Annotated in this window: 16 protein-coding genes and 4 pseudogenes; 4 read left to right on the forward strand and 16 right to left on the reverse strand. The window is 71.5% G+C overall.

The window, feature by feature from the left end; translation table 11 throughout:
- Positions 1-5 precede the first annotated feature (5 nt).
- A complete protein-coding gene (locus tag LNW71_RS06230) occupies positions 6-941 on the forward strand; it encodes an aminoglycoside phosphotransferase family protein (RefSeq protein WP_250967326.1) in 936 nt (311 codons plus the stop codon).
- 67 nt (positions 942-1,008) lie between these two features.
- Here LNW71_RS06230 and LNW71_RS06235 read toward each other — a convergent pair.
- From LNW71_RS06235 to LNW71_RS06295, 12 genes and pseudogenes are all read right to left on the reverse strand, one after another.
- Positions 1,009-2,708 (reverse strand): annotated as a pseudogene (locus tag LNW71_RS06235) (proline--tRNA ligase).
- Positions 2,709-2,783: 75 nt separating this feature from the next.
- A complete protein-coding gene (locus tag LNW71_RS06240) occupies positions 2,784-3,359 on the reverse strand; it encodes a GNAT family N-acetyltransferase (RefSeq protein WP_250967327.1) in 576 nt (191 codons plus the stop codon).
- Positions 3,360-3,433: 74 nt separating this feature from the next.
- Positions 3,434-4,276, reverse strand: coding sequence for a GNAT family N-acetyltransferase (locus LNW71_RS06245; RefSeq protein WP_250971911.1), 843 nt, complete (start codon positions 4,274-4,276; stop codon positions 3,434-3,436).
- Between the two features lie 234 nt (positions 4,277-4,510).
- Positions 4,511-5,665: a flavodoxin-dependent (E)-4-hydroxy-3-methylbut-2-enyl-diphosphate synthase gene (gene ispG / locus LNW71_RS06250; RefSeq protein WP_250967328.1), complete on the reverse strand. Its 1,155-nt coding sequence runs from the start codon at positions 5,663-5,665 to the stop codon at positions 4,511-4,513.
- A 184-nt stretch (positions 5,666-5,849) separates the two neighbouring features.
- The gene (locus LNW71_RS06255) at positions 5,850-7,160 is read right to left on the reverse strand and encodes a site-2 protease family protein (RefSeq protein ID WP_250967329.1); all 1,311 of its coding nucleotides are present in this window, start codon (positions 7,158-7,160) and stop codon (positions 5,850-5,852) included.
- Positions 7,157-8,410: a 1-deoxy-D-xylulose-5-phosphate reductoisomerase gene (gene dxr, locus LNW71_RS06260; RefSeq protein WP_250967330.1), complete on the reverse strand. Its 1,254-nt coding sequence runs from the start codon at positions 8,408-8,410 to the stop codon at positions 7,157-7,159. The genes LNW71_RS06255 and dxr overlap by 4 nt, the downstream gene beginning before the upstream one ends.
- A 104-nt stretch (positions 8,411-8,514) precedes the next feature.
- The gene (locus tag LNW71_RS06265) at positions 8,515-9,294 is read right to left on the reverse strand and encodes a hypothetical protein (RefSeq protein ID WP_250967331.1); all 780 of its coding nucleotides are present in this window, start codon (positions 9,292-9,294) and stop codon (positions 8,515-8,517) included.
- A 98-nt stretch (positions 9,295-9,392) separates the two neighbouring features.
- The gene (locus LNW71_RS06270) at positions 9,393-9,887 is read right to left on the reverse strand and encodes a nucleotidyltransferase domain-containing protein (RefSeq protein ID WP_250967332.1); all 495 of its coding nucleotides are present in this window, start codon (positions 9,885-9,887) and stop codon (positions 9,393-9,395) included.
- Between the two features lie 81 nt (positions 9,888-9,968).
- Positions 9,969-11,216 carry a 3-phosphoshikimate 1-carboxyvinyltransferase gene (gene aroA, locus LNW71_RS06275; protein WP_250967333.1) on the reverse strand — a complete coding sequence of 416 codons (1,248 nt, stop codon included), beginning with the start codon at positions 11,214-11,216 and terminating at the stop codon, positions 9,969-9,971.
- Positions 11,217-11,301: 85 nt separating this feature from the next.
- A pseudogene (locus LNW71_RS06280) lies at positions 11,302-13,262 on the reverse strand (acyl-CoA dehydrogenase family protein).
- 326 nt (positions 13,263-13,588) lie between these two features.
- On the reverse strand, positions 13,589-14,572 hold the full coding sequence (locus tag LNW71_RS06285; protein WP_250967334.1) for an IS481 family transposase: 984 nt from the start codon (positions 14,570-14,572) through the stop codon (positions 13,589-13,591).
- A 102-nt stretch (positions 14,573-14,674) separates the two neighbouring features.
- Positions 14,675-15,390, reverse strand: a pseudogene (locus tag LNW71_RS06295) (SDR family NAD(P)-dependent oxidoreductase).
- A 110-nt stretch (positions 15,391-15,500) separates the two neighbouring features.
- Between LNW71_RS06295 and LNW71_RS06300 the strand changes: the two are divergent.
- The gene (locus LNW71_RS06300) at positions 15,501-16,106 is read left to right on the forward strand and encodes a TetR/AcrR family transcriptional regulator (RefSeq protein ID WP_250967335.1); all 606 of its coding nucleotides are present in this window, start codon (positions 15,501-15,503) and stop codon (positions 16,104-16,106) included.
- Between the two features lie 144 nt (positions 16,107-16,250).
- Here the strand turns inward: LNW71_RS06300 and LNW71_RS06305 are convergent, their stop codons facing one another.
- From LNW71_RS06305 to LNW71_RS06315, 3 genes are all read right to left on the reverse strand, one after another.
- A complete protein-coding gene (locus LNW71_RS06305) occupies positions 16,251-17,696 on the reverse strand; it encodes an aldehyde dehydrogenase family protein (protein ID WP_250967336.1) in 1,446 nt (481 codons plus the stop codon).
- Positions 17,697-17,851: 155 nt separating this feature from the next.
- Positions 17,852-19,420, reverse strand: coding sequence for a PucR family transcriptional regulator (locus LNW71_RS06310; RefSeq protein ID WP_250967337.1), 1,569 nt, complete (start codon positions 19,418-19,420; stop codon positions 17,852-17,854).
- 132 nt (positions 19,421-19,552) lie between these two features.
- Positions 19,553-22,051 (reverse strand): ATP/GTP-binding protein, encoded by a 2,499-nt coding sequence (locus tag LNW71_RS06315; protein WP_250967338.1) that lies wholly within the window; start codon positions 22,049-22,051, stop codon positions 19,553-19,555.
- Positions 22,052-22,306: 255 nt separating this feature from the next.
- Between LNW71_RS06315 and gabT the strand changes: the two genes are divergently transcribed.
- Positions 22,307-23,647, forward strand: a complete 1,341-nt coding sequence (gene gabT / locus LNW71_RS06320; protein ID WP_250967339.1) for a 4-aminobutyrate--2-oxoglutarate transaminase — start codon at positions 22,307-22,309, stop codon at positions 23,645-23,647.
- A gap of 151 nt (positions 23,648-23,798) precedes the next feature.
- On the forward strand, positions 23,799-24,614 hold the full coding sequence (locus tag LNW71_RS06325; protein WP_250967340.1) for a phosphatase PAP2 family protein: 816 nt from the start codon (positions 23,799-23,801) through the stop codon (positions 24,612-24,614).
- Here LNW71_RS06325 and LNW71_RS06330 read toward each other — a convergent pair.
- Positions 24,565-26,387 (reverse strand): annotated as a pseudogene (locus LNW71_RS06330) (chitinase). The gene LNW71_RS06325 and the pseudogene LNW71_RS06330 sit on opposite strands and share 50 nt — an antisense overlap.
- Positions 26,388-26,474: the final 87 nt, after the last annotated feature.

The following is a 26,474-nucleotide window of genomic DNA, read 5'->3' on the forward strand; positions in this document are numbered from 1 at the left end:
CACGTATGGGTTTTGAACCGCCGCAGCGTCTGGTGCGAGCGCTCGGCGAGTCGTACGGGGATACGGCCGCCGGTGACTGGCTCGCACGGCTTCCCGCACTGGCCGGGGAAGCGCTGGCCCGGACCGGGCAGGACATGTCCGTGGAACGGGTCGCCGCCCCGGGCGGGCGCAGCAGCCTGGTCCTCCTGGTACGGGGCGGTGACGGCACCCCGGCGGCACTGAAGATCGCGCCGTCCGGAGCGGCGCCCGAGCTCGAAAGGGCGGCGCTGGCGCACTGGAACGGCTGGGGCGCGGTGCAGCTGACCGCTCCCGGCGCCGATGCGCCCCCCGTCCCGGACGCCGGTGGGGCGCTGCTGCTGGAGCGGCTGCATCCCGAGGTGTCGCTGCGTTCGCTGCCCGAGGCGAAGGCGCTGCTGGAGGCGGCGGGCACGGTGCGGCGGCTGTGGGTCGATCCGCCCGCCGGGCACGCCTTCGAGACGGTCGCCGAGCGGACCGCGCTCCGGCTCGGACCCATGCGGGCTGCCGCCGAGGCGGATCCGGCCCTGGAACCCCTGGTCTCGGCGGCGCTGGCCGCTCGCGCGGAGCTGGTCGGCGGCCCCTCCCCCGAAGTCCTGCTGCTGCACGGCAACTTCCGGCAGAGCAAGGTGCTCGCGGGCGAGCGCGCGCCCTGGCTGACGGTCGGGCCCGAGCCGCTGGTCGGCGAGCGGGCCTACGACCTGGCGCGGCTGGTGCGGGACCGGGTGGAGGATCTGATCGCCTCGCCCGGTGGTGCGATGACGGCCAGGCGCAGGGTCAAGAAGCTCGCGGACGCACTGGATGTGGACCGTGAGCGGCTGCACGGCTGGACACTGTTCCGTGCGGTGGAGTCGGGCACCCGGGCGGTGGCGGCCGGCCGCGGCCAGGAGGGCGAAGTGACGCTGGAGTTCGCGAGCTGGCTGTAGGACCCCCGGATATGGCGAAGGGCCCCGCACGGTCGCGTGCGGGGCCCTTCGCCGTACTCCCGGGAGGTCAGCCGCGGTCGGCGAGGCGGGCGATCGCCTCGTCGACGGTGAGCTCCTCGCGCTCGCCCGTGCGGCGGTCCTTGAGCTCCAGGACGCCCTCGGCCGAGCGGCGGCCGGCGACCAGGATCTTCGGCACGCCGATGAGCTCGGAGTCGGTGAACTTGACGCCGGGCGAGACGCCCGGGCGGTCGTCGACCAGGACCCGCAGGCCCGCGGCGCTCAGCTTCTCGGAGACGTCGAGGGCCAGCTCGGTCTGGAGCGCCTTGCCCGCGGCGACGACGTGCACGTCGGCCGGGGCGATCTCGCGGGGCCAGCACAGGCCCTTGTCGTCGGCGGTCTGCTCGGCGAGGGCGGCCACCGCGCGGGAGACGCCGATGCCGTAGGAGCCCATCGTGACGCGGACGGGCTTGCCCTGCTGGCCGAGGACGTCGAGCGAGAAGATGTCGGCGTACTTGCGGCCGAGCTGGAAGATGTGACCGATCTCGATGGCGCGGTCCACCTGGAGGCCGGTGCCGCAGTTGGGGCACGGGTCGCCGGCCTCGACCACGACGACGTCGAGGTAGTCGTCGACCTCGAAGTCGCGGCCCGCGACGACGTTCCTCGCGTGCTTGCCCTCCTTGTTGGCACCCGTGATCCAGGAGGTTCCGGGGGCCACGCGCGGGTCGGCGATGTAGCGGACCTTCTCCAGCCCCTGCGGGCCGACGTAGCCGCGCACCAGGTCGGGGCGGCCCACGAAGTCCTCGGCGGTGACGAGCTCGACGACGGCGGGGGTGAGGTGCTCCCCGAGCTTGCCGAGGTCGACCTCGCGGTCGCCGGGCACGCCCACGGCCACGATCTCGCCGTCGACCTTGACCAGGAGGTTCTTCAGGGTGGCGGAGGCCTGGACGCCGAGGTGGGCGGCCAGGGTCTCGATGGTCGGGGTGTCGGGGTGTCCAGCTCCTCGGCCGGGCCCACCGCGGAACCGTCGGCGGGCGAAGCCTTGTACGTCACGGCCTCGGTGTTGGCGGCGTAGTCGCAGCCGGGGCAGTCGACGAAGGTGTCCTCGCCGGCCGGGGCGGGGGCGAGGAACTCCTCGGACGCCGAGCCGCCCATGGCGCCGGAGACTGCGGAGACGATGCGGTGGTCGAGGCCGAGCCGCTCGAAGATCCGGATGTAGGCGGCGCGGTGCAGCTGGTACGCCTCGGCGAGACCCTCGTCGGTGGTGTCGAAGGAGTACGAGTCCTTCATCTGGAACTCGCGGCCGCGCAGCACACCGGCGCGGGGCCTGGCCTCGTCGCGGTACTTGGTCTGGATCTGGTACAGGATCACGGGCAGGTCCTTGTAGGACGAGCACATGTCCTTGACGACCTGGGTGAAGATCTCCTCGTGGGTGGGGCCCAGGAGGTAGTCGGCGCCCTTGCGGTCCTGGAGCCGGAACAGCAGGTCGCCGTACTCGTCGTACCGGCCGCTCGCCTCGTAGGCCTCCTTGGGCAGCAGCGCGGGGAGCAGGACCTCCTGGCCGCCGATGGCGTCCATCTCCTCGCGGACGACGCGGGTGATGTTCTCCAGGACCTTCTTGCCGAGGGGCAGCCAGGACCAGATGCCGGCGGCCGTGCGACGTACGTAACCGGCCCGGACGAGGAGCTTGTGGTTGAGCGTCTCGGCGTCCGCCGGGTCGTCGCGCAGTGTCTTGATCATCAATCGGGACATGCGCTGGACCTGGGCCATGATGAACTCCTGCTCGGAAGGGTGATGTGCAGGAGGTTAGCCGGGCGGCGGGGGCGGGCGGAAATCGATTGGGCCTCAGGGGCGCGCGCGGCGGCGCAGCGGAAGCGGTGCTCCCATGACCGCGTACGGCTTGGGAGCGCTGGGGAAGAGCACCTGCCGGGCCAGGTCCTGGTAGCCGAGCGAGCGGTACAGGCCGCGTGCCGGGCTCTCCGTGTCGATCGCGGACAGGATGGACCGGGGCTGGTCTACGGCGTCGGTGATGGTGGTGATCAGGGTGCGTCCGAGGCCGCGGTTCTGGAACTCCGGGTGGACGTGCAGTTCGGTGATCACGAAGGAGTCGTCGAGCCAGTGTGCGGAGCCGGTGGCGCGCAGGTAGGGCTCGACGACGGTGGACCACCAGTGGCCGCGTTCGTTCGGCATGCCGTAGACGAAGCCGACGAGCGTGCCCGCCTGCGTCGTGGCGCCGAGCGCGCGGGCGTGGGGGTGGTCGAGGTGTCTGAGGACGATGTGGCGGCGTACTTCGATCTCGTCGGGCCCGAGTCCGAAGGCGACGGCCTGTACGGCGAGCGCCTCGTCCACGCGTGCGGCGAGATCGATCGGCCCGATCTGGACGCGGGGAGTGTGGGGGCCGCCCCCGGAAACTGCTGCCATGGACAGACCCTACTGTCCATGGCGGGGTGCGGGGTACGGGTCGTGGCGGTCCGCCCGGGGCGGGGGCTGCCGGGTCAGAACAGCACGCTCATGAACGTGCCGACCTCGCGGAAGCCGATCCGGCTGTACGACTTGCGCGCGGGGGTGTTGTAGTCGTTGACGTACAGGCTGACGATGGGCGCGACATCGGCCAGTGCCAGGCGCACGACGGCCGCCATCCCGGTCTCGGAGTATCCGCGGCCGCGGAATTCCGGGGCGACCCAGACTCCCTGGATCTGGCAGGCCTGCGAGGTGGTGGCGCCGATCTCGGCCTTGAAGACGACCTTGCCGTCCTCGATCCGGGCGAAGGAGCGGCCGGCGCCGATGAGCTCGGCGACGCGGGCCTGGTAGAGGAGCCCGCCGTCGCCCGCGAGCGGGGAGACGCCGACCTCCTCGGTGAACATGGCCACGCAGGCCGGCATGAGGACGTCCATCTCCTCCTTGCGGACGCGGCGCACCAGCGGGTCGGGCGGGACGTCGGCGGACGGGCTCTCGGTGACCATCAGCGGCTGGTTGGCCCGGACTTCGCGGGCGGGGCCCCAGCCCGGTTCGAGCAGCCGCCACAGCTGTGTGGTCGGCTCGGCGGGGCCGACGATCGAGGAGCAGCGGCGGCCGGCCCTGCGGGCCCGGTCGGCGAAGGCCCTGACGGCCTCGGGGGTGGCGCAGATGGGCACGAGGTTGGCCCCGGAGTAGCAGAGGGAGCGCAGGCGGCCGTCGGCGTACCAGCCCCACATCTCGCCGCCGAGGCGCCAGGGGTCGAGGCCTGCGATCTGGACCCGGGAGGTCACGAAGGCGTTCGCTACGGGTTCGCTCTCCAGCACCGCCAGCGCGGCGCCGAGGTCGCTGGGTTCGAGGACCCGGGTGGTGGTCTGCGTCAACACGAGGGGGCCTCACCATGCGGTCTGCTGATTTCCGCACTGTACCCAAAGAGGCCCGTAGGCGCCGCTCGTGGCCGTGAACAGCTGCCGCGGGACAGCGTGACCTCGCTCACGAGCGGCGCCCCGCGGAGCTAGGGGCTTTCGTTTGGATCAGGCCGGACCCCGCGAGCCCGGCATGATCCAAACGAAAGGCCCTAGGTGCTCCGTCGGGGCGCGGTCGTGGATGTCATGGGTTCAGCTGATGGAGACCTCGGGCTCGCCGGAGGCGATGCCGTCCTTCTCCATCTGTTCGGCGATCTTGAGGGCTTCCTCGATGAGGGTCTCGACGATCTTCGACTCGGGCACGGTCTTGATGATCTCGCCCTTGACGAAGATCTGGCCCTTGCCGTTACCGGAGGCCACACCCAGATCGGCTTCGCGTGCCTCGCCGGGGCCGTTGACGACACAGCCCATCACTGCGACCCGCAGCGGGACCTCCATGCCCTCAAGACCGGCACTGACCTGGTCCGCGAGCTTGTAGACGTCCACCTGCGCGCGACCGCACGACGGGCAGGAGACGATCTCCAGCCGACGCTGCTTCAGGTTCAGCGACTCCAGGATCTGCAGCCCGACCTTGACCTCCTCGACCGGCGGCGCCGACAGCGAGACCCGGATCGTGTCACCGATGCCCTCGCTGAGCAGGGCGCCGAAGGCGACGGCGGACTTGATCGTGCCCTGGAACGCCGGACCGGCCTCCGTCACACCCAGGTGCAGGGGGTAGTCGGACTGTGCGGCGAGCTGCCGGTAGGCGTTCACCATCACGACCGGGTCGTTGTGCTTCACCGAGATCTTGATGTCCCGGAACCCGTGCTCCTCGAAGAGCGAGGCCTCCCACAGCGCCGACTCCACCAGCGCCTCGGGAGTCGCCTTGCCGTACTTCTTCAGCAGCCGCGCGTCCAGCGAACCGGCGTTGACGCCGATCCGGATCGGCGTACCGGCGGCGTTGGCCGCCCGCGCGATCTCCTTGACCTTGTCGTCGAACTGCTTGATGTTGCCCGGGTTCACCCGCACCGCGGCGCAGCCCGCGTCGATCGCCGCGAACACGTACTTCGGCTGGAAGTGGATGTCCGCGATCACCGGGATCTGCGACTTCGAGGCGATGGTCGCCAGCGCGTCGGCGTCGTCCTGCGTCGGACACGCCACCCGGACGATCTGGCAGCCCGACGCCGTCAGCTCCGCGATCTGCTGGAGCGTCGCACCGATGTCCGACGTACGTGTCGTCGTCATCGACTGCACCGAAACCGGCGCGTCCCCGCCGACCGCCACCGACCCGACCTGGATCTTGCGGCTGACCCGCCGTACGGCGAGCTGGGTCGGAACGGTAGGCATTCCGAGAGAAATCGCAGTCATGCGCTGAGCATCCCCAAGGTGTGGATCAAGGTCCCGAGATCGGCGGGCTCCGACCTTCGAGGTTACGGCACCGAGGACAACCTGAGGCACACCCCGTCCGGCGTCCACTCGAATTGTGGACGACCGGACGCACCGTGCGCATCCGCAGTCACTCGGGGTACATCCGGTACCCGGCGGCCACCGGTCAGGAGATCTTGACCGGGTTCACGACGTCGGCCACCAGGACGAGCAGGGTGAAGCAGATGAACACCCCGGCGACCACATAGGCGACGGGCATCAGCTTGGCGACGTCGAAGGGGCCGGGGTCGGGGCGCTTGAAGAGGCGCGCCGCGTTCCGTCGGATCGCCTCCCACAGCGCTCCCGCGATGTGGCCGCCGTCCAGCGGCAGCAGCGGGAGCATGTTGAAGAGGAACAGCGAGAGGTTGAAGCCGGCCAGCAGGAACAGCATCATCGCGATCTGGTTCTGCGCCGGAACGTCCAGCGTCATCACCTCACCGCCGATCCTGGCCGCACCCACCACGCCCACCGGGGAGTCGGCTGCGCGCTCGCCGTCCCCGAAGGCCGCGTCCCAGAGCGCCGGGATCTTGGACGGCAGGTCGATGATCGAGTCGACGCCGTTCTCGATCATGTCGCCCATGCGGACGACCGAGTCGCCGAAGGAGAGCGGGACGATCTTCGTCTGCGCCGCGAAACCGAGGTAGCCGGCGGAGACGAACTGTCCGGGGACCACCTCGCCGTCGGAGTCCTTCTTCGCCACCGCGTTCTTCTTGAGCACGGCGTGCAGGGTCTTCTCCTGGCCGTCGCGCTGGACCGTGATGGTGGCGGGGCCGATCGTGTCGCGGATGCGCTCGGAGAGCGTGGACCACTCGTCGATCTTCTGGCCGTTGAAGGCGACGATCTTGTCGCCCTCCCGGAGTCCGGCCGCCTGCGCGGGCGAGACCGCGTCGGACTTCTTGCAGGTCTCACGCTTCTCGCTCTGCGCGATCACGCACTTCTGGACGCCGGCGACCTCGGTCGTCTGGGTCTGGAACCCGAAGGTCATGGCCACGCCGAGGAAGATGGCGACGGCCAGGACCAGGTTCATGAACGGTCCGGCGAACATGACGATCATGCGCTTCCACGGCTTGCGCGTGTAGAAGAGACGCTTCTCGTCGCCCGGTTCCAGTTCCTCGAACGCGGCCGACCTGGCGTCCTCGATCATGCCGCGCCACGGCGATGTGGACCGGGCCTCCAGCCGCCCGTCGGGGCCGGGCGGGAACATCCCGATCATGCGGATGTAGCCGCCGGCCGGGATCGCCTTGATCCCGTACTCCGTGTCGCCCTTCTTCCGCGACCAGACCGTCGGCCCGAAGCCGACCATGTACTGGGGGACGCGGATTCCGAAGAGCTTCGCGGTCGACAGATGTCCCAGCTCGTGCCAGGCGATGGAGAACAGCAGGCCGATGGCGAAGACGGCGATGCCCAGAATGGTCAACAGGACCGTCGTCATACTCATGCGCGTGCCTCCGCTGTGGCCTTGGCCGAGAGTTCCTGAGCCCGGGTCCGTGCCCAGGCCTCCGCTTCAAGGACGTCCGTGACCGTGAGCGAAGTTCCCGTCGGAGGCGTTCCGTGTTCGGCCACCACCGCCGTGACGGTGTCCATGATGCCGTTGAAAGCCAGCCGGCCGGCAAGGAACGCGTCCACGCACTCCTCGTTCGCGGCGTTGAACACCGCCGGTGCGGTGCCGCCCAGGGTGCCCACGTGCCGGGCGAGCCCGACGGACGGGAAGGCCTCGGTGTCGAGCGGGAAGAACTCCCAGGACGAGGCCTTCGACCAGTCGAAGGCGGGTGCCGCGTCAGGGACGCGCTGCGGCCAGCCGAGGCCGATGGCGATGGGTCCGCCCATGTCGGGCGGGGTGGCCTGGGCGAGGGTCGACCCGTCGGTGAACTCCACCATGGAGTGGACGTAGGACTGGGGGTGGACCACGACCTCGATCCGGTCGAAGGGGATGTCGTAGAGGAGATGCGCCTCGATGACCTCAAGGCCCTTGTTGACCAGGGTCGCCGAGTTGACCGTGATGACCGGGCCCATGGCCCAGGTCGGGTGCGCGAGCGCCTGTTCCCTGGTGACGTCCGCGAGCTCGCTCCTGGTGCGTCCCCGGAACGGGCCGCCGGACGCGGTGACGACGAGCTTGCGCACATCGGCGCGCTTGCCGGCCGCCAGCGCCTGGAAGAGAGCGGCGTGCTCGGAGTCGACCGGGATGATCTGGCCGGGCGCGGCCAGCGCCTTGACCAGCGGACCGCCGACGATCAGCGACTCCTTGTTGGCGAGCGCCAGCGTGCGGCCCGCCCGGAGCGCGGCGAGGGTGGGGGCGAGCCCGATCGAGCCGGTGATCCCGTTCAGCACGGTGTGGCAGTCGCTGCCGGCCAGCTGTGTGGCGGCGTCGGGCCCGGCCAGGATCTCGGGGAGGCGCTCCCCCGCTCCGTACTCCTGCCGCAGCGCCTCGCGCAGGGCGGGCACCGCCTCGGGAGCGGCGACCGCGACGGTGTGCACCCGCAGTTGGCGGGCCTGCTCGGCGAGGAGGGCGGTCCGGCTGCCCGCCGCGGAGAGCGCGGTGACGCGGAAGCGGTCGGGGTTGCGCAGCACCAGGTCGATGGCCTGGGTGCCGATGGACCCGGTGGAGCCGAGGATGACGAGATCCCGGCGGCCTTCCACGGCGTCGAAGACGAGGTGCGGGTCGGCGAGGGGGGCAGGGCTGTCGCTCATGCCCCCCATTGTTGCCGCATCCGCCGTGTCCGTGGACAGTGCGCCCCTCGCGCCGGGTCGTGACCGCTCGCGCGCCGCGCCCTCGGCGTGCACCCGAGAGCCTCTCAGCCCTTGGCCGCGCGGAACTTCGCCCACTGGGCGGCCATGACCTCCGGCGGCACCTGGCCGATGTCCTTGGCGGAGCTGATCTCCGCGCGGAAGGCGAGTGTGGTGGAGCCGGAGCGGACGACGGTGAGGTACTCGTACAGCTTCTCCTTCCCCTTCACGTCGAGGATGGTGAAGCGGTACGCCTTCGACTCGTCGGCCTGGGCCGCGAAGGCGGGCGCCTTGGCGGGCTCGACCTTCAGGTACTTCGCACGTGCGACGGCCCGCTGCTCGGTGAAGCCTCCGGCGCAGTCCTTGCCGGCCTTGGCGAGTGCCTTCATGACGGTGACCGCTCCGCCGTTCCCGTAACTGCGCAGTGTGACGTCCACGCCGACCCCGAGCATCTCGGCCGGGATGTCCACCTTGCGCTGCACCTGGGCGGTGGGGTCGGGGTCGCTGACCTCGGCGGCGAGGCTGACGAGCGGCTGGCAAGCGGCCGGGTCCGCGGAGTAGGCGTCGCCGAGGGGGGCGCCCAGCGCGTACTCGGACGCCGTGTACGTGCCGACGGACTCGCCGTCGGTGAAGGAGGCGGCCTTCAGCTTCGCCTCGTCGAGCGAGCGGGGACCGGAGGGCTCGGCCGAGGCCTTGCCGTCCTTGTCCGCACCGGCCGAGCCGCCGGAGCCGTCCTCGTCACCGCCACAGGCCGATACGCCCAGAGCCATCGCGGCCGCGATCCCGACGACCGTCATCCGGCGCCACCGGCTCCGCAGGTTCCTCGCCCCGTACATGCCTGTCCCCATTCCCGATTCCCTGCTTTTGGTGTTGCCGCGTCGCGCTTTCGGCCGACGCTCGATTGTGCTGCATGCCCTCGGTATGGGACACCGGCGGGCCGGTCGGTTCAGAAATGCGTGACCACGCCGAACTCCCTGCGCAGCTGGGCCATGTCGTGCAGGTCGGCCGGGCCGGGGTCGTACCCCTGGTGGAACTCGACCTGCCGGCGCGCCGAGATGCAGCGCACCGGCGTTCCGCCGACGGTGCCGGTGACGAAGCACTCCGCCGGGTACCGGAACGGCTTCCCGGGGTCGGGTGACGCCTGGGCCGCCGATCCGTCGGCGGCGAACCGCAAGGGGTGCAGGTCGATTTCGAGCCCGGACGGGTGGCTGAGGACGAACCGTACGGGGCGCCGGTCGAGCGTCTGCGCGTAGCCGGCCGCCGTCAGCGCCGCGACGAGGGCGGCTTCCTGTTCGCAGCGGTGCAGCAGGTCGAGGTCCTGGTGGCTGCGGGTCTCCCGGCCGAGCAGGGCGTCGATGCCCCAGCCACCGGCGATCACCACCTCCGCACCGGCCTCGTGCGCCACTGAGAGAACGGCCAGCACGTCGGAGGCGGACATCATGCCGCGGAGCCTAAGGGCTGCCGTCGTGCGCCCGCCACGGATTACAGGACAGCCCTCAGCCTTTCCGCGCCCACGGAACCCCTATCCGTTCATGAGCGCGGCGAACCCGGCGAAGGCCTCGTGGAACGCGGGGAACGTCTTGCGTACGCAGCCGGGGTCGTCGTACGTGATGCCGGGCGTGCGCAGAGCGGTGACGGCGAACGACATGACGATGCGGTGGTCGCCGTGGGTGGCGATCTCCGCGGGCCGCGGGGCGCCCGGCCGGATCTCGATCCAGTCCGGACCGGTATCGACCGTGATGCCCATCCGCCGCAGGTTCTGGGCGCACGCCTCCAGCCGGTCGCACTCCTTCACGCGGGTGTTGCCGACGTCCTCGATGCGGACCGGCCCCGAGGCGAACGGGGCCAGTGCCGCCAGGGTCGGCATGGTGTCGGAGATGTCGCGCATGTTGACGGTGAGGCCGTGGAGCTCGCCGGTGGAGCGGACGGTGGTGGCCCCGTCCGTCGCATGGACCTCGGCGCCCATGCGGCGCAGTACGTCGACGAACCCGAGGTCGCCCTGGAGGGCGCCCTTGCCGAGTCCGGGGACGGTGACTTCCCGGCCGGTGAGCGCCGCGGCGGCGAAGAAGTAGCTGGCGGTGGAGGCGTCCGGCTCGATGGCGTACGTGGTGGCCAGGTAGCCGCCGGGCGGCACCGTGAAGACGTTGTCGCCGGGCCCGCCGCGGGTGACCTCCACGCCGAAGCTGCGCATCATCGCGAGGGTGATCTCGATGTAGGGCGCCGACACCAGATCGGTGACGGTGATCCGGAGTCCCTGCGCCGTCAGCGGTCCGAGCATCAGCAGCGCGGTGAGGTACTGGCTGGACTCCCCCGCGTCCAGCGTCAGTTCGCCGCCCTCGATGCCCGCCGCGCTGATCCGCAGCGGGTGGTGGCCCTCGGCCTCCTCGTGGCGGAGGTCGACTCCGAGCGTGCGCAGGGCCTCGGTGAGCGGGGCGAGGGGGCGCCGGCGCATCTGCGCGGAGGCGTCGAAGCGGTAGGTGCCCCGGGCGCCGGCCGCGGCGAGCGTCGGCAGGAAACGGGCGGTGGTCGCTCCGTCGCGGCAGTAGATGTCGGCGTCGGTGGCGGCGGGCCCGGCGGGGCGCCCGGTGATGTGCCAGCGGTCCGCCTCCCGCAGCACCTCGTAGCCGAGTCCGGTGAGTCCTGCGGCGAAGCCTTCGGTGTCGTCCGAGCTCAGGGGACGGACGAGTGTGCTGCTGCCGTTCGCGGCGGCGGCCAGGAAGAGGGCGCGCGCGGTGACGGACTTGGAACCGGGGACATGGATGACGGTCACGGGCCCCCATCCTGCCGCGCCGCCCATGCGTGCGCGGGGCACGTCCAGCGAGTGGACGTGCCCCGCGGGGTGCGGTGTCAGGCGCTCAGCGGATCGGCCGGTGGACGTTCTCCCGGGTGGAGGGGCCGGGGGTGGCGTCGGCGATCCACGGGCCCTCGCCGCTCGGGTCGACGATGCCCTCCTCCAGCCAGGTGTACGTACCCGCCAGGACACCGTCGACGACGCGCCGGTCGAGGTCGTCGGTGTTGGACCACAGCCGGGTGAAGAGCTCCTCGACCCGGACGCGGGACTGGTGGCAGAAGGCGTCGGCGAGCTGATAGGCCTCGCGGCCGTGCTCGCCGCCGCCGCGCAGGAGTTCGGCCCGGACGCAGGCGGCGCTCATGGCGAACAGTTCCGCGCCGATGTCGACGATCCGGCCGAGGAAGCCCTGCTTGGTCTCCATCCGGCCCTGCCAGCGCGACATGGCGTAGAAGGTGGAGCGCGCCAGCTTGCGGGAGGAGCGCTCGACGTAGCGCAGGTGGGCGGACAGGTCGGGATGGCCCGCGGGGTGGAACTCCCCGTAGGTACGCGGGAGCTGTCCGGGTCCGGCGACGAGCTTGGGCAGCCAGCGGGCGTAGAAGCCGGCCGCGTTCGCGCCCGCCTTCGCCTTGGCGGAGAGCGGCTTGTCGGGGTCGATGATGTCCCCGGCGACCTTCAGGTGGGCGTCCACCGCCTCGCGGGCGATCAGCAGATGCATGATCTCCGTCGAGCCCTCGAAGATCCGGTTGATGCGCATGTCCCGGAGCATCTGCTCGGCGGGGACGGCCCGTTCGCCGCGGGCGGCGAGGGAGTCCGCGGTCTCGAAGCCGCGGCCGCCACGGATCTGGACGAGCTCGTCGGCCATCAGGCAGCCCATCTCGGAGCCGTACAGCTTGGCGAGCGCGGCTTCGATCCGGATGTCGTTGCGGTCCTCGTCTGCCATCTGCGAGGAGAGGTCGACGACCGCTTCGAGGGCGAAGGTGGTCGCGGCGATGAAGGAGATCTTCGCGCCGACGGCCTCGTGCCGGGCGACCGGCCTGCCCCACTGCTCGCGGACCGCCGACCATTCGCGGGCGATCTTCAGACACCATTTCCCGGAGCCGACGCACATGGCGGGCAGCGAGAGCCGGCCGGTGTTCAGGGTGGTGAGCGCGATCTTGAGCCCTGCGCCCTCCGGCCCGATGCGGTTCGCCGCGGGGACCCGCACCTGGTGGAAGCGGGTGACGCCGTTCTCCAGGCCGCGCAGGCCCATGAAGGCGTTCCGGTTCTCCACCGTGATGCCCGGGGCGTCGGCCTCGACCACGAAGGCCGTGATGCCGCCCTTGTGCCCCTCCGACTCCGGGACGCGCGCCATGACGACGAGCAGGTCGGCGACCACTCCGTTGGTCGTCCACAGCTTCACCCCGTCGAGGACGTACTCGTCGCCGTCCGGGACGGCCGAGGTGGCGAGCCGGGCCGGGTCGGACCCGACGTCCGGTTCGGTGAGGAGGAACGCCGAGATGTCGGTACGGGCCAGCCGGGGCAGGAAGGCGTCCTTCTGCTCCTGGCTGCCGAAGATCTTCAGCGGCTGGGGCACACCGATGGACTGGTGGCGGAGAGGAGGGCGCCGATCGCCGGGCTGGCCGAGCCGACCAGGGCCAGCGCCCTGTTGTAGTACACCTGGGTCAGGCCGAGGCCGCCGTACTTCACGTCGATCTTCATGCCCAGCGCGCCGAGCTCCTTGAGACCGTTGACCACCTCGTCGGGGATCCTGGCCTCCCGCTCGATCTGGGCGCCGTCGATCCGGGTCTGGCAGAACTCGCGCAGCCGGGAGAGGAACTCCTCGCCGCGCCGGACGTCCTCGCCGGCGGGCAGCGGATGCGGGTGGATCAGGTCCAGGCGGAAGCGGCCGAGGAAGAGTTCCTTGGCGAAACTGGGCTTGCGCCAGTCCCGCTCCCGCGCGTCCTCGGCCACTTGGCGCGCTTCGCGCTCGGAGACCTTGGGCGTGTGCTGTGGTGCGGACGGTCGTTGTGCGGATGGTGCGGACATGAGGAGCTCACCTCGCCGCGGCGTCGGGTGGTGGGTGGATGGGCCGGCAGGTCCGCAGGCGGTCCGGGGGCGGTCCGCCGTTACGTACCTATCGGTTCTACTCGTCCGTATGTACCCGATTCCTGCCGCCCCCACCAGCCTTCGGGCGCCGATCGGGTCGGCCACCACTCCAGTGCCCGCCCCCGCGTGCGGCATGCGGAAACGGCCGGAGCCCCCGCACGTCGGGTCCCTGTCCGAGCCCCTGAGCTGCGGCATTCACCCGGCCCGTGGATACCCGGGCCCCAGCGGCCGCCCCTCGTCGTCACCCGAAGGCCGGCCAACACGCCCTAGGTGTATTGACCCGGAGCGTTGTTCACTCGGCTGATCGGGGGCTGGCCTCCGAGTGCGGTGTGGCAGCGGTGGTGGTTGTAGGTGTGGAGGAAGTCTGCCAGGGCTTGGGTTCGTTCGGTGTTGGTGGTGTACGGCCGTAGGTAGGCCCACTCGTCCAGCAGGGTGCGGTTGAAGCGCTCGACTTTGCCGTTGGTCTGCGGTCGGTAGGGCCTGATCTTCTTGTGGGTGATGCCAGCCGCGGCCAGGGTCTGGGTGAAGAGCCTGGATTTGTAGCAGGAGCCGTTGTCGGTCAGGACGCGTTCGACGGTGATGCCGTGGGCGGTGAAGAACGCTTGGGCCCGTTGCCAGAATCCGGCTGCGGTTTCCTGCCTTTCGTTGGTGAGGACTTCGCTGTAGGCGAGGCGGGAGTGGTCGTCGACGGCGGAGTGGATGTAGCTGTAGCCGATCACTGGTTTGCAGCTCTTGCGCTGGTCGGTGGTGGCCTGGCGGTTGTGGTCGCCGGCTGTGCGGCCGACGGTGCGCCAGCCGCCGCCGTCGGGAATGTTGCCGAGTTTCTTGATGTCGACGTGGACCAGCTCGCCGGGGCGGTCGCGCTCGTAGCGGCGGATCGGCTCTCCGGTCGGCCGGTCCAGCCAGGCCAGCCGGTTCAGGCCGTGGCGAGTAAGGATCCGGTGGACTGTGGAGGCGGGCAGCCCCAGAATCGGGCCGATGCGGGCCGGGCCGAGTTTGCGGGCCTGCCGCAGATCACAGACGGCGGCTTCCGTGTCGGAGGCCGTGCGGTGCGGCGTCGAGTGCGGACGGCTGGAGCGGTCGTGCAGGCCGGCCTCGCCCTCGACCCGCCACCTGCGGACCCATTTATGGGCGGTGGGCCGCGATATGCCCATCTCCGCGGCGATGTGGGCGACCGGACGGCCCGCAAGGACTCGTTCGACCAGGATCCGCCTGCCGTGAACGGTCAGCCGGGCATTACGGTGGGACACGAAGACCTCCGTGTGGTGCAGTCCTAGACAGCTCCACCACATCGGAGGTCTTCGTCATGTTCAAGACCTGCCGAGTGTCAACAACGCTCGTGATCAATACACCTAGGCGGGGCGGGTGTGTACGCCGAGGCCGCCGGAGACGAGCAGGTTGTCGCCCGTGATGTAGCCGGCGCCGTCGGACGCGAGGAAGGCGACCGCCTCTGCGACGTCGAGGGCGGCTCCGGCTCGGCCCAGGGGACGTCCGCGCCCCAGGCGGCGATCGTGTCCGGGGAGATACCCAACTTGGCGTAGGCGGGGGTGTCGATCAGGCCGGGGCTCACCGCGTTGACACGGATGCGGCGTGGAGCGAGTTCGATCGCCAGCGCACGCACGAGGGGCAGCAGAGCGCCCTTGGCGGCAGTCATGGCGGCTCCCAGCCCCTCGGCGGCGCCGACCGTGAACACCACGGACGCGCCCTCGTTCAGCAGGGGGAGCGATTTTTGCAGGGTGAAGAAACTGCCCTTGACGTTGATGTCGAAGAGGGCGTCGAAAACGCTCTCGTCGGTGGACTCGATCGGGCCGGGACGAGAGATGCCCGCGTTCAGGTGGAGCAGATCGAGCGACCCCAGGTGCTCGCGGGCCTGCTCCACGGCCCGTTCGATGTCGGGGAGTGAGGCGGCGTCGGCGCGGATGGCGATGACGTCCGGATGAAGGCCGGTGTCACCGACACCGTCGAGTCCGGTGACCATGACGCGGTAGCCGCGCGAGTGGAGCAGTTCCGCAGTGGCCTTGCCGATGCCGCTGGTTCCGCCGGTGATGAGTGCTGTTTTCGCTGTCACGGCCGCTCTCCTCGCTGATGACCCCGTCTCATGGCAGCGTACGCCTGACTGGCAGTGACTGCCAAGCGTTCAGCAAATGCCAGGTTGGCAGGCCGCGCTAAGCTGGTGGTATGACGCAGGGAACAAAAGGCAAGGGGGCGGCCGCGCCCACGCTGTGGGACCGGACGCGGCAGTTGGCCGCCCAGGAGATCCTGCGAACGGCGTTGCGCCTGTTCAGCCAGCAGGGGTATGAGGCCACGACCATCGCGCAGATCGCCCGCGAGGCGGGCGTCTCCCAGCGCACCCTCTTCCGCTACTTCGGCACCAAGGAAGACCTCGTCGGCGGTAGCCAGGACGAGTTCGTGGCACTCATGACGGAGACCGTCCGCGAACAGCCCGAGGAGGCCGACGTCTGGGAGGCGTTGCGCACCGCCTTCAAGGCCGCGCTCTCCGTTCACACAAGTCCCGAGGACGCGTGGGAGCGCTTTCGCCTGGTGCACCACACCGATTCGCTGCGCGCGGCCCACCTGGGCAAGCGCGTGCGCTGCCAGGAGGAACTACTGCCGCTGCTTGAAGCCAGGCCGGGCCCTTCGGGGGCGGGCAGGGCGCAGGTTCGCGCCATCATCGCGACCTCGTTCGCGTGCTTCGACGCCGCCGCTGCCACCTGGGTCGAGAGCAACGGGCAGGGCGACATCCTGGACCTGTACGACCAGGGCCTGGCGGCGGTGCGCGGCTAGAACTCTCTCGGATCGTCCGGCTGAAACAGACGATCCGAACGAAACGGCCGGAGCCCCCGCACAGTGGGCTCCGGCCGTTCGTCTGTCACCTGTCTCCTGCCCGCCCGTCGCCGTGCTGTCCGGGCGGCGGGCAGGGGCCAGGGGCTACAGGGCGAGGCCGGTGAGAACCAGGACGCGCTCGTAGGTGTAGTCGTCCATCGCGTACCGGACACCTTCCCGGCCGACGCCGGACTCCTTGGTGCCGCCGTACGGCATCTGGTCCGCGCGATACGACGGGACGTCGCCGATGATCACGCCGCCGACCTCGAGCGCGCGGTGGGCGCGGAACGCGGTCTGCAGGTCGTGGGTGAACACACCCGCCTGGAGGCCGTACTTGGAGGAGTTGACGGAGGCGAACGCCGCCGTCTCGCCGTCCACCTTCTCCACCGAGAGCACCGGTCCGAAGACCTCCTCGCAGGAGAGGCTGACGCCGTCGGGGAGCTCGGCGAGCACGGTCGGCGCGTACGTCGCCCCGTCGCGCTTGCCACCGGTGAGCAGCTGGGCGCCGGCCTGCACGGCCTCGTCGACCCAGGACTCGACGCGCACGGCCGCGTCCTCGTTGACCAGCGGGCCGACGTCGGTGGCGGCGTCGGACGGGTCGCCGGTGACCTGGGCCTCGACGGCCGCGACGATCTTCGGCAGGAGCCGGTCGTAGACCGCGGTGTCCGCGATGACGCGCTGCACCGAGATGCAGGACTGGCCGCCCTGGTAGTTGGAGAAGGTCGCGATGCGGGTCGCGGCCCAGTCCAGGTCCGCCTCGGAGGCGTAGTCGCCGAGGACGACCGCGGCGCCGTTGCCGCCGAGCTCCAGGGTGCAGTGCTTGCGCGGCACCGAGTCCATGATCGCGTAGCCGACCGGGGCGGACCCGGTGAAGGAGATCACGGGCAGGCGCTCGTCCTGGACCAGGGCGGGCATCCGGTCGTTGGGGACCGTCAGCACGGACCAGGAGCCGGCCGGCAGGTCGGTCTCGGCCAGCAGCTCGCCCAGGATCAGCGAGGAGATCGGGGTGGCCGGGGCGGGCTTCAGGATGATCGGGGCGCCGACGGCGATGGCCGGGGCGACCTTGTGGGCGCTCAGGTTCAGCGGGAAGTTGAACGGTGCGATGCCGAGGACCGTGCCGCGCGGGAAGCGCCGGGTGAGGCCGAGGCGGCCGGTGCCGCCGGCGTCGGTGTCCAGGCGCTGGGCGTCGCCGCCGTTGAAGCGGCGGGCCTCCTCGGAGGCGAACCGGAACACGGAGACGGCGCGGCCGACCTCGCCGCGCGCCCACTTGATGGGCTTGCCGTTCTCGGCGGAGATCAGCTGGGCGATCTCCTCGGTGCGCTCCACCAGGCGCCGGGCGACGTGGTCGAGCGCGGCGGCGCGGACGTGGGCCGGGGTCGCGGCGAACTCGTCACGCACGGCGTGTGCGGCGGCGACCGCCTCCTCGACCTGGGCCTCGGTCGGCACGCTGACGGTGCCGACGAGCCGGCCGTCCCAGGAGTTGGTGACGTCGAAGCTTTCCTCGCCGGTGGCCTCGCGGCCGGCCAGCCAGAAGGCGTGGGTGGAGGTCATGGAGGTTCCGGCCCTTCGATGTCGTGGGGTGTTCCGTCCCCACCGTAGGGCCGCGGCTCGCGCCTGGCGTTTGTCCGGCGTGGAGCAGAGGCGCCCCGGGGTGCGCCGGTTTGTCGGATGAATCGGGCGGCGGGGCGGACCGCCGGGTCTCCGCGCTACGGGGCGGTCGGGGGGCTCGTGACCTTGAGGGCCAGCCAGAGTTCCATCCGGGTGTCCGGGTCGTCGAGCGAGCGGCCGAGGATCTCCTCCACCCGTCGCATCCGGTAGCGCAGGGTGTGCCGGTGCACTCCCAGGTCCGCGGCGGCCGCGTCCCACTGGCCGTGGTGCGAGAGCCAGGCCCGCAGGGAGGCCACCAGGTCGCCGCGTCCCTTGGCATCGTGCTCGTACAGGGCGCGGAGGATGGCGTCCGCGAAGGCCCGTACCGCGTCGTCCGCGAGCAGGGGCAGCACCGAGCCGGACGCCAGTTCCTCGTGCTCGACCAGGGCCCTGCCCCGTCGGCGGGCCACCGACAGGGCCTGCTCGGCCTGCTTGTACGCGCCCGCGACGGCGATCGGTCCCGCGGGGGCGGAGAGGCCCACCACCACGCCGGTGTCCTCCACCGGCGGCTCGTGCGCGGGCCGCTCCTCCTGGGCCTCCGCGTAGACCGTGCAGGCGGCGACCGAAGCTCCGCCGTCGGCGGCCAGCACGACGAGGCGTTCACCCTCGGGCACCATCAGTACGGTCTCGCCGGAGCGGGAGGCCGCCGTCTCCATCGCCTCGGCCAGCTGCGCCGTGCCGGCCGGTTCGGAGGCTTCGGCGATGAGCAGCCGGAAGGGCGCGTCGAGCAGCCCGCCGTAGAGGTCTCCGGCCACGGCACGTGCGTGGTCGGGCTGGCCGGCGAGCAGCATGCGCAGCACTGCCGCGCCGAGCCGCTGCTCGGCGCCCTGGAGCGAGCGGGAGCGGGCCGTGGTGAGGGTGAGCAGGGCGACCGCCGAGTGCACCGCGTAGCGCTCCGCCGTGCCGAGTGCCGCACCGGTGCCGACGGCGAGTGCGCCGCGGGCCCGGCGGCCGGTGCCCAGGGACTGGAGCTCAACCCGGTCGTCGGTGTCGCCGACGACCACACTGGCGGGGGCCGGCCGGTCCCGCAGGCGTTCCACGTCGGGGGTGAGCCGGGCCGCGCGGCGGGCCGCCCAGTCGGGGGCGGCGGCCACGACGGCCCCGGAGGTGTCGTACAGCGCGGCCCAGCCGTCGACGTGCGCGGCGAGCCGGACGAGGAGTTCGCCGGGTCCGTCGCCGGAGAGCGCGGCCTTGGTGAGTTCGCGCTGCGCCTCGAAACCGGCGGTGACTGCCCGGTACTGGTCGGCCGCGATCTCGGACGAGACCGCCTTGGCGATGGCGAGGAACGGGGTGCGGCGGGGCACTTCGAGGAGCGGCAGCCCCGCTTCCTCGGCGGCCTCGACCAGCGCCTGCGGTACGTCGTCGTAGTTGACGCCGATGGCGAAGCCCACCCCGACGACCCCGGAGCCCGCCAGCCGTCGTACGTACCGCTGCATGGCCTGCGGGTCCGCGGCGTCGAGGTTGGTCGCGGTGACCAGCAGCAGTTCACCGCCCTCCATGTACGGGACGGGGTCGGCGAGCTCGCTGGCGTGCGCCCAGCGCACGGGTGTATCGAGCCGGTCCGCCCCCGCACGGACCGTGAGTTTGAGCGCCGAGTGCTGGACGAGCGAGGCGAGGGTGGGGGGCATGGGACGGGAGACCTTTGGGAGAGGGCATCGATTTTGCCGTCCCGTATGAACGGCTGTCTTCGATTCTGCCAGGGCGGCAGGGTTCCCGTAACCGCTCTCACCCCTGCCGCACCATTACTCCCACGTAACCCGTCAGCCTCCCAGGTTCACCAGGAGCGGGGGCGCGTGTTCGCCGTCGACCGTGGTCAGGGAGAGGACCGCGTGCCCTGCCGGCAGCTCGTAGGCCAGTCCGGAGGCGGACCAGCGTTCCCGCTCGACCTGCCGCACGGTCACCGCGTCCGTGGTCACGGCCTTGCCGGTGGCGAGCTTGCGCAGGGCGTGCAGGGCACGGGTGAGCGGCTGATCGGCGAAGACGCCGTGCTGGGCGACCTCCCGGACCTCCACCCATTCCTTGCCCCACGCCTCGGCGAAGCGCTTGCCGTCCCAGGTGGTGAGGCCGGGGAAGGCCATGGTGCAGCCGGCGGCGCCGAGCAGAGCGGTGTGCAGCCCCTCGGGCACGTCGTCCAGGGTGCGCAGGGCGAGGACCGCCCCCGCGTTGACGGAGCGCAGCCGCCGGATGCCCCGCACGGTTTCGGCAGTGACGGTGTGGGTCGCGTCGTCCAGGACCAGGCAGACGAAGAGCGAGTGGTCGGAGCGGGCAGCGGCGATCGCGTTGAACTGGGCGAGGACCAGGCGTGCCAGCACGTGGGACGCCTCGGCGTGCGCCCGCTCCGGCAGATCGATGCGCACGCGCAGCGGGTGCTGCTCCAGGGAGCGCAGCGAGAACGGCCGCGCCCCGTCACCGGTGGCGAAGAACCCGGCGAAGGCGGGCCGGTCGAGCACCGCGATCCGGTCGGCGAGCACGGCCGCCGGATCGCCCGCGCCGCCGGCCTGCCGGGCTCGGGCGTCCAGCTCGCGCAGCATCGTGCGGTCGCCGGCCGCCTCCAGTGCCTGGCGCAGACCGCTCAGCGCCGCGACGGAGCCTTCGAGGAGTTCACGGAGTTCGGGTACGCCGGGGAACCTGCCGTGGGCGGTGCGGTAGGGGCCGAGCAGCTGGCCGAGGACGGTCCCCGCCCGCCTGCTGTCCACGCCCGGGATGTCGCCGACCAGTCCCTCCGCGAGGGTGGCCGCGGCCTCGTCGGGGTCGGTCGTGCCGCCGTACAGGTCGAAGTCGTGCACGGATGCGGGGTCACCGATCCTGACGACGACGTCGTAGGCGTCGTCCGGTCCCAGCTGCGCACCGGCCCCGCCGACGGCGAGCACCGCTGCCTGGCCGGTGAGCGCCCTGATGGCGAGGGCTTCGACGACCGGCAGGACCACCGCGGCGGTCTTCCCGCAGCCGGGCGGCCCCACCGCCAGGAGCGAGGTCCCCAGGGACGCGGGCTCCAGCGCCATGCCCGAACCGCGGCGCGGATAGGGGTTGCGCGGGTCGTCCGCGCAGCCGCCGATCCGGACCTGGCCGACGAGCGGGTCGTGCGGGGCGGTGCGAAGCGGCAGGTCCCGGTGGCCCGAGGGGTGCAGGAAGGCTCCCGCACCCTTGCGCAGCACGGTCTCGGTGAAGGATTCGAGGCGGTCGGGGCGGGTCCGGGCGACCGCCCAGGCGTGGCGCAGCCGTACACAGTCAACGTCGTTCATCCGGCCGGCGCGCACGGCCGCCGTCAACGCTTCGGCGGCGTCCACGCGGCCGGCGGCCCGCAGCTCGGGCCAGTCCGCCGGAGCCGGTACGGGGGCGGTCCCGGGCGGTGCCGGGGCGGCCCGGGGCCGCGGCGGGGCCTGACTGCCGCGCCGCAGGAGGGGACGCAGCTCCTTCGACCACGCGCCGGCCCGGGCGAAGGGCCACATGATCGCCGCGGCGGCCAGGGCGTAGAGGAGCCAGGAGATCAGCACGGCCGCGTACCTGTTGCCGCCGCCCTGCATCACGCCCTGGGGGATGAGGGGGTACAGCAGGCCGACCAGCGGTACGCGTTCGGTGAAGTAGAGCCACAGGCCGAGCACGGCCGCCGCCACCGTGGCCACCGCTCTGGCCCGGTCCAGCCGCTCACCCGCGTAGTAACGGAAGAGCCCCGCCCAGTTGCCGACCCGGGCGGCCCAGAAGCCGAGGAGGAGCACCAGCGCCTGGAAGTAGAGCGTGGTGGAGGTCCTGACGAGTTCGGGCGCGTCCTCCCGGAGGCCGCCGAACACCCACCACTCGGGCCCGGTGATGATCTCGATCGGTTTGTACACGTAGGGGACGCTTCGCTGGGCGAGCAGCAGCCACAGCAGCAGCCACAGCAGCAGGGTGGCCGCCGGGCCGACCAGGGAGGGCCGGGACAGCCGCTCGGCGGGCCGCGGCACATAGGCGTAGCGCCATACGCCCGGATCGCTCTCGGGGCGCGGCGCGTTCAGCCAGTCGGCCGTCGGGGGCCGCGTAGGGGTGTTCCGGTACCGGCCGGGCGGGGGCGGGGCCGCGGGCGGCGTCATGGAGGACGGCTCCGCCGCGGGCGACGGGACGGCCGGCGGGAACGCGGGCGGGGCGAATGGCGGCGGGCCGGGCGGGGCCGTCGGCGGTGGCCCGGCCGGGCGCGGCACGGAGCTCCCGTGGCGGCCGGGCCGCCCGTCGGGCGGCTGCGCACCCCGTGTGCCCCGGGCGCCGTGCGTGCCTTCGTTGTCCATGAACCGTTGCCCCCTGACCAGCCAGTGCGACCGCTGCACGGCCAATCTAGTGCGCGGACACGGTGAGTTCAGCAAGGCGCCCGGATAGTGACGGGCCGGGGGCCGCGGCGGCCCCCGCGGGGTCCCGCGCGCGTCTTCTGTCCGTCACGGACAAGGACACGCCCCGCACCACTCCCGATCGGAGCATGCCCGCACCCGGTCCCCGCCCCTAGCCTGCAGAAAGAGAAGCGTCCGAAACACCCCCAGGAGCCCCGCATGACCGCAATTCCGCAGGAGCGCCGCGTCGTCACTGCCATTCCCGGCCCGAAGTCGGTGGAGCTGCAGGCCCGCCGCCTCGCGACGGTCGCCGCAGGTGTGGGCTCCACCCTGCCGGTGTTCACCGCCCGCGCCGGCGGCGGGATCATCGAGGACGTGGACGGCAACCGTCTGATCGACTTCGGTTCCGGCATCGCCGTGACCTCGGTCGGCGCCTCCGCCGAGGCCGTCGTGCGCCGCGCGTCCGCGCAGCTCGCCGACTTCACCCACACCTGTTTCATGGTCACTCCGTACGAGGGGTACGTCGAGGTCTGTGAGCAGCTGGCCGAGCTCACGCCGGGCGACCACGCCAAGAAGTCCGCGCTGTTCAACTCGGGCGCCGAGGCCGTCGAGAACGCGGTGAAGATCGCCCGTGCGTACACCAAGCGCACCGCCGTCGTCGTCTTCGACCACGGCTACCACGGCCGGACCAACCTCACGATGGCGCTGACGGCGAAGAACATGCCGTACAAGCAGGGCTTCGGCCCGTTCGCCCCCGAGGTCTACCGGGTGCCGGTGGCGTACGGCTACCGCTGGCCGACGGGTGCCGAGAACGCCGGTGCGGAGGCGTCCGCCCAGGCCATCGACGAGATCACCAAGCAGATCGGCGCCGACAACGTCGCCGCGATCATCATCGAGCCGGTCCTCGGCGAGGGTGGGTTCATCGAGCCGGCCAAGGGCTTCCTCCCGGCGATCGCGCAGTTCGCCAAGGACAACGGCATCGTCTTCGTCGCCGACGAGATCCAGTCCGGCTTCTGCCGTACCGGCCAGTGGTTCGCCTGCGAGGACGAGGGCATCGTCCCGGACCTGATCACCACCGCCAAGGGCATCGCGGGCGGCCTCCCGCTCTCCGCGGTGACCGGCCGCGCCGAGATCATGGACGCCGCGCACGCGGGCGGCCTCGGCGGCACCTACGGCGGCAACCCGGTCGCCTGCGCCGGCGCCCTCGGCTCCATCGAGACGATGCGCGAGCTGGACCTGAACGGGAAGGCGAAGCGCATCGAGGAGGTCATGAAGGGCCGGCTCGCCGAGATGCAGGCGAAGCTGCCCAATGGCGACCTGATCGGTGACATCCGCGGCCGCGGCGCGATGATCGCGATCGAGCTGGTGAAGTCCGGCACGAAGGACCCGAACCCGGAGGCGGCGGCGCAGCTCGCGAAGGCCTGCCACGCCGAGGGTGTCCTCGTCCTCACCTGTGGCACGTACGGCAACGTCCTGCGCTTCCTGCCGCCGCTGGTGATCGGCGAGGACCTGCTGGGCGAGGGCCTCGATGTCCTCGAGCAGGCTTTCGGCCGGATCTGATTCCTGTGCGATCCCCGGAGCCGGCGCTCGGCGTTTTCTCCGGGGATGCCCGGGGCCCGGGTGAGGGCCTGTGAAGAACGTGTGCGGGGGCGATGGCGGCTTACGGTTGTGCCTGTCGGTTCCCCCACTGCCTGACGTACGGTTTCCGCAGATGAGAGAAACACCCCGCCCGCAGGAAACTGCGGGCGATACCGGGTCGGAGCTTCCCCAGCGCCGTCCTGGTTGTGCCTTCGCGCACACCACTGGGGCCTCCGGCTCCGGAACTCCTCACCGATCGGATGGCCGTCCGTCCCACACCCCCCGGGACGTGCGGCAAACCGGTCCGACCGTCCGCCCCGGAACAACCCCCCCTGTTCCGGGGCGGACGGCTCTTCTCGTTTCCGTGGTGCCGGGCCTGCTGGCCCTCTTCGCGCTCACCACCTGGCAGATCGCGGCCGACGGCCCGCTGCGCGCTCTCGACGAACGCATCGGCCGGGCCGTCGTCGGCCACGGCCCCGCCCGGCTCACCGAGTTCCTCGCCGACCTCGGCAACATGCAGGTCGCGCTGCCGGTGCTGGGCTGCGCGGTCCTCTGGTCGCTGGTGCGCGGTGCGCGCCGCGCACCGCTCGGCGCGGTCCTGACGATGGCCGCCGTGCCCCTGCTCGTCGTCCCGCTGAAGGACTGGATCAGCCGGCCGGGACCGCTCACCGACGCCACCGGCTACTACCCGTCGGGCCATGCGGCGACCGCCGCCGTGGCGTACGGAGCGGCGGCGCTGCTCCTCGCGCCGCACATGAGGCGCGGATGGCCGATGCCCGTCGCCGCCGTCCTGCTGACGGTGGCGACGGGCATCGGCCTGGTGCTGCGCGGCTATCACTGGCCGCTGGACGTGCTGGGCAGCTGGCTCCTGTGCGGGCTGCTGCTCCTCGTGCAGGGTGTCAGCTGCCGAAGTAGGCGTCGAAGTTCTTCGAAAACTCCCAGTTGTTGAAGCGGTCCCAGTTGATGGACCACGTCATCAGTCCGCGCAGTCCGGACCAGGTGCCGTGCGTGGCGTAGGAGCCGCAGTCGGTCTTCTTGGTCAGGCAGTTCAGCGCCTTGGTGACCTCGGCGGGCGAGGTGTGGCCGTTGCCCGCCTGGGTGGAGGCCGGCAGGCCGATGGAGACCTGGTCGGGACGGAGACCGGGGAAGGTCCTGGTCTGGTCGCCCGCCACCGGGAAGCCGGTCAGCAGCATGTCGGTCATCGCGATGTGGAAGTCGGCGCCGCCCATCGAGTGGTACTGGTTGTCCAGACCCATGATGGAGCCCGAGTTGTAGTCCTGGACGTGCAGCAGGGTGAGGTCGTCGCGCAGGGCGTGGATCACCGGGAGGTAGGCGCCGGCGCGCGGGTCCTGGCCGCCCCACGGGCCCGAGCCGTAGTACTGGTAGCCGAGCTGCACGAAGAAGGTCTCGGGGGCCATGGTGAGGACGAACTTGTCGCCGTACTTGGCCTTGAGGGTCTTGACCGCGGAGATCAGGTTGACGATGACCGGCGTGGTGGGGCTGCGGAAGTCGGTGTCCCCGGTGTTCAGCGAGAGGGAGTGGCCCTCGAAGTCGATGTCCAGGCCGTCCAGGCCGTACTCGTCGATGATCTTGCTGACCGAGGAGACGAAGGTGTCACGGGCGGCGGTGGTGGCGAGCTGGACCTGTCCGTTCTGGCCCCCGATGGAGATCAGCACCTTCTTGCCCGCGGCCTGCTTGGCCTTGATGGCCGCCTTGAACTCGGCCGCGGACTCGACGTTCGGGCACTCCGCCACCGGGCAGAGCGAGAAGCGGATGTCGCCCGAGGTGACGGAGGTCGGCTCACCGAAGGCGAGGTCGATGACGTCCCAGGAGTCGGGTACGTCCGCCATCCTGGTGTAGCCGGAGCCGTTGGCGAAGCTGGAGTGCAGGTAGCCGACGAGGGCGTGGGCCGGCAGGGCGCCGCCACCCCCGGTGCTGCCCGTCTTGGTGGTGACGGAGAGCGCGGCGGACTTCGCGGACTCGCCGGCGGAGTTGGTGGCGCTGACCTGGAAGCTGTACGCGGTCGCGGCGGTCAGGCCCGTCACGGTCGCGGAGGTGCCGGTGGCCGACAGGACCTTGGTGCCGCCACGGTAGACGTTGTAGCCGGTGGCGCCCGCGGAGCCGGTCCAGGACAGCGGGACCGAGGAGGACGTGGGGGTGCCGGCGGTGAGGCCCGCGGGGCGGCCGGGATCGTGACCGGGGCGCCGCCGGGGCCGATGAGCGTGAGGTCGTCGGCGTAGTAGGCCGGGGTGCCGTACCAGCCGTGTGTGTACACGTTGACCGAGGTGGTCGACGGGCCCGTCTTGAACGTGGTGGTGAGCTTCTGCCAGGCCGGGGCGGACTGCGTCCAGGTGGAGACGTCGGTGGTGCCGGTGCCGTCCGCGCCGAGGTAGACGTAGCTGCCCTGCACCCAGGCGCTCAGCGTGTACGTGGAGTCGGGCTTGACGGTCACGGCCTGGGAGCACTTGGCGTTGTCGCTGCCGGCCGGGGTCGCCTTGAGTGCCGAGGTGCCGCCGTGCACGGGCGTACTGACAGCGGCGCCGCTGCCGCCCGTACAGCTCCAGCCGTCCAGGCCGGCCTCGAAGGTGCCGTTGCGTGCCAGATCGGCGTCGGCCGCGGCGGCGGCCGGGGCCGAGGCCGCCAGGCCGCCTGCGGCCAGCAGGGCCGCCGAGAAGGCGGCCAGAAGTCCGGTCATGCGGGCGGGGGGTCCCGTGCGTTCCACAACGGCCTCCGTGCAGGGGGTAATTGGGTGTGGCGCCACAACCTGGTCCAGACCAATCGGGTTGTCAAGACCTCTGGCACCGCCGCC

Source organism: Streptomyces sp. RKAG290 (assembly GCF_023701695.1).
In the GTDB taxonomy this organism is placed as follows: Bacteria; Actinomycetota; Actinomycetes; order Streptomycetales; family Streptomycetaceae; genus Streptomyces.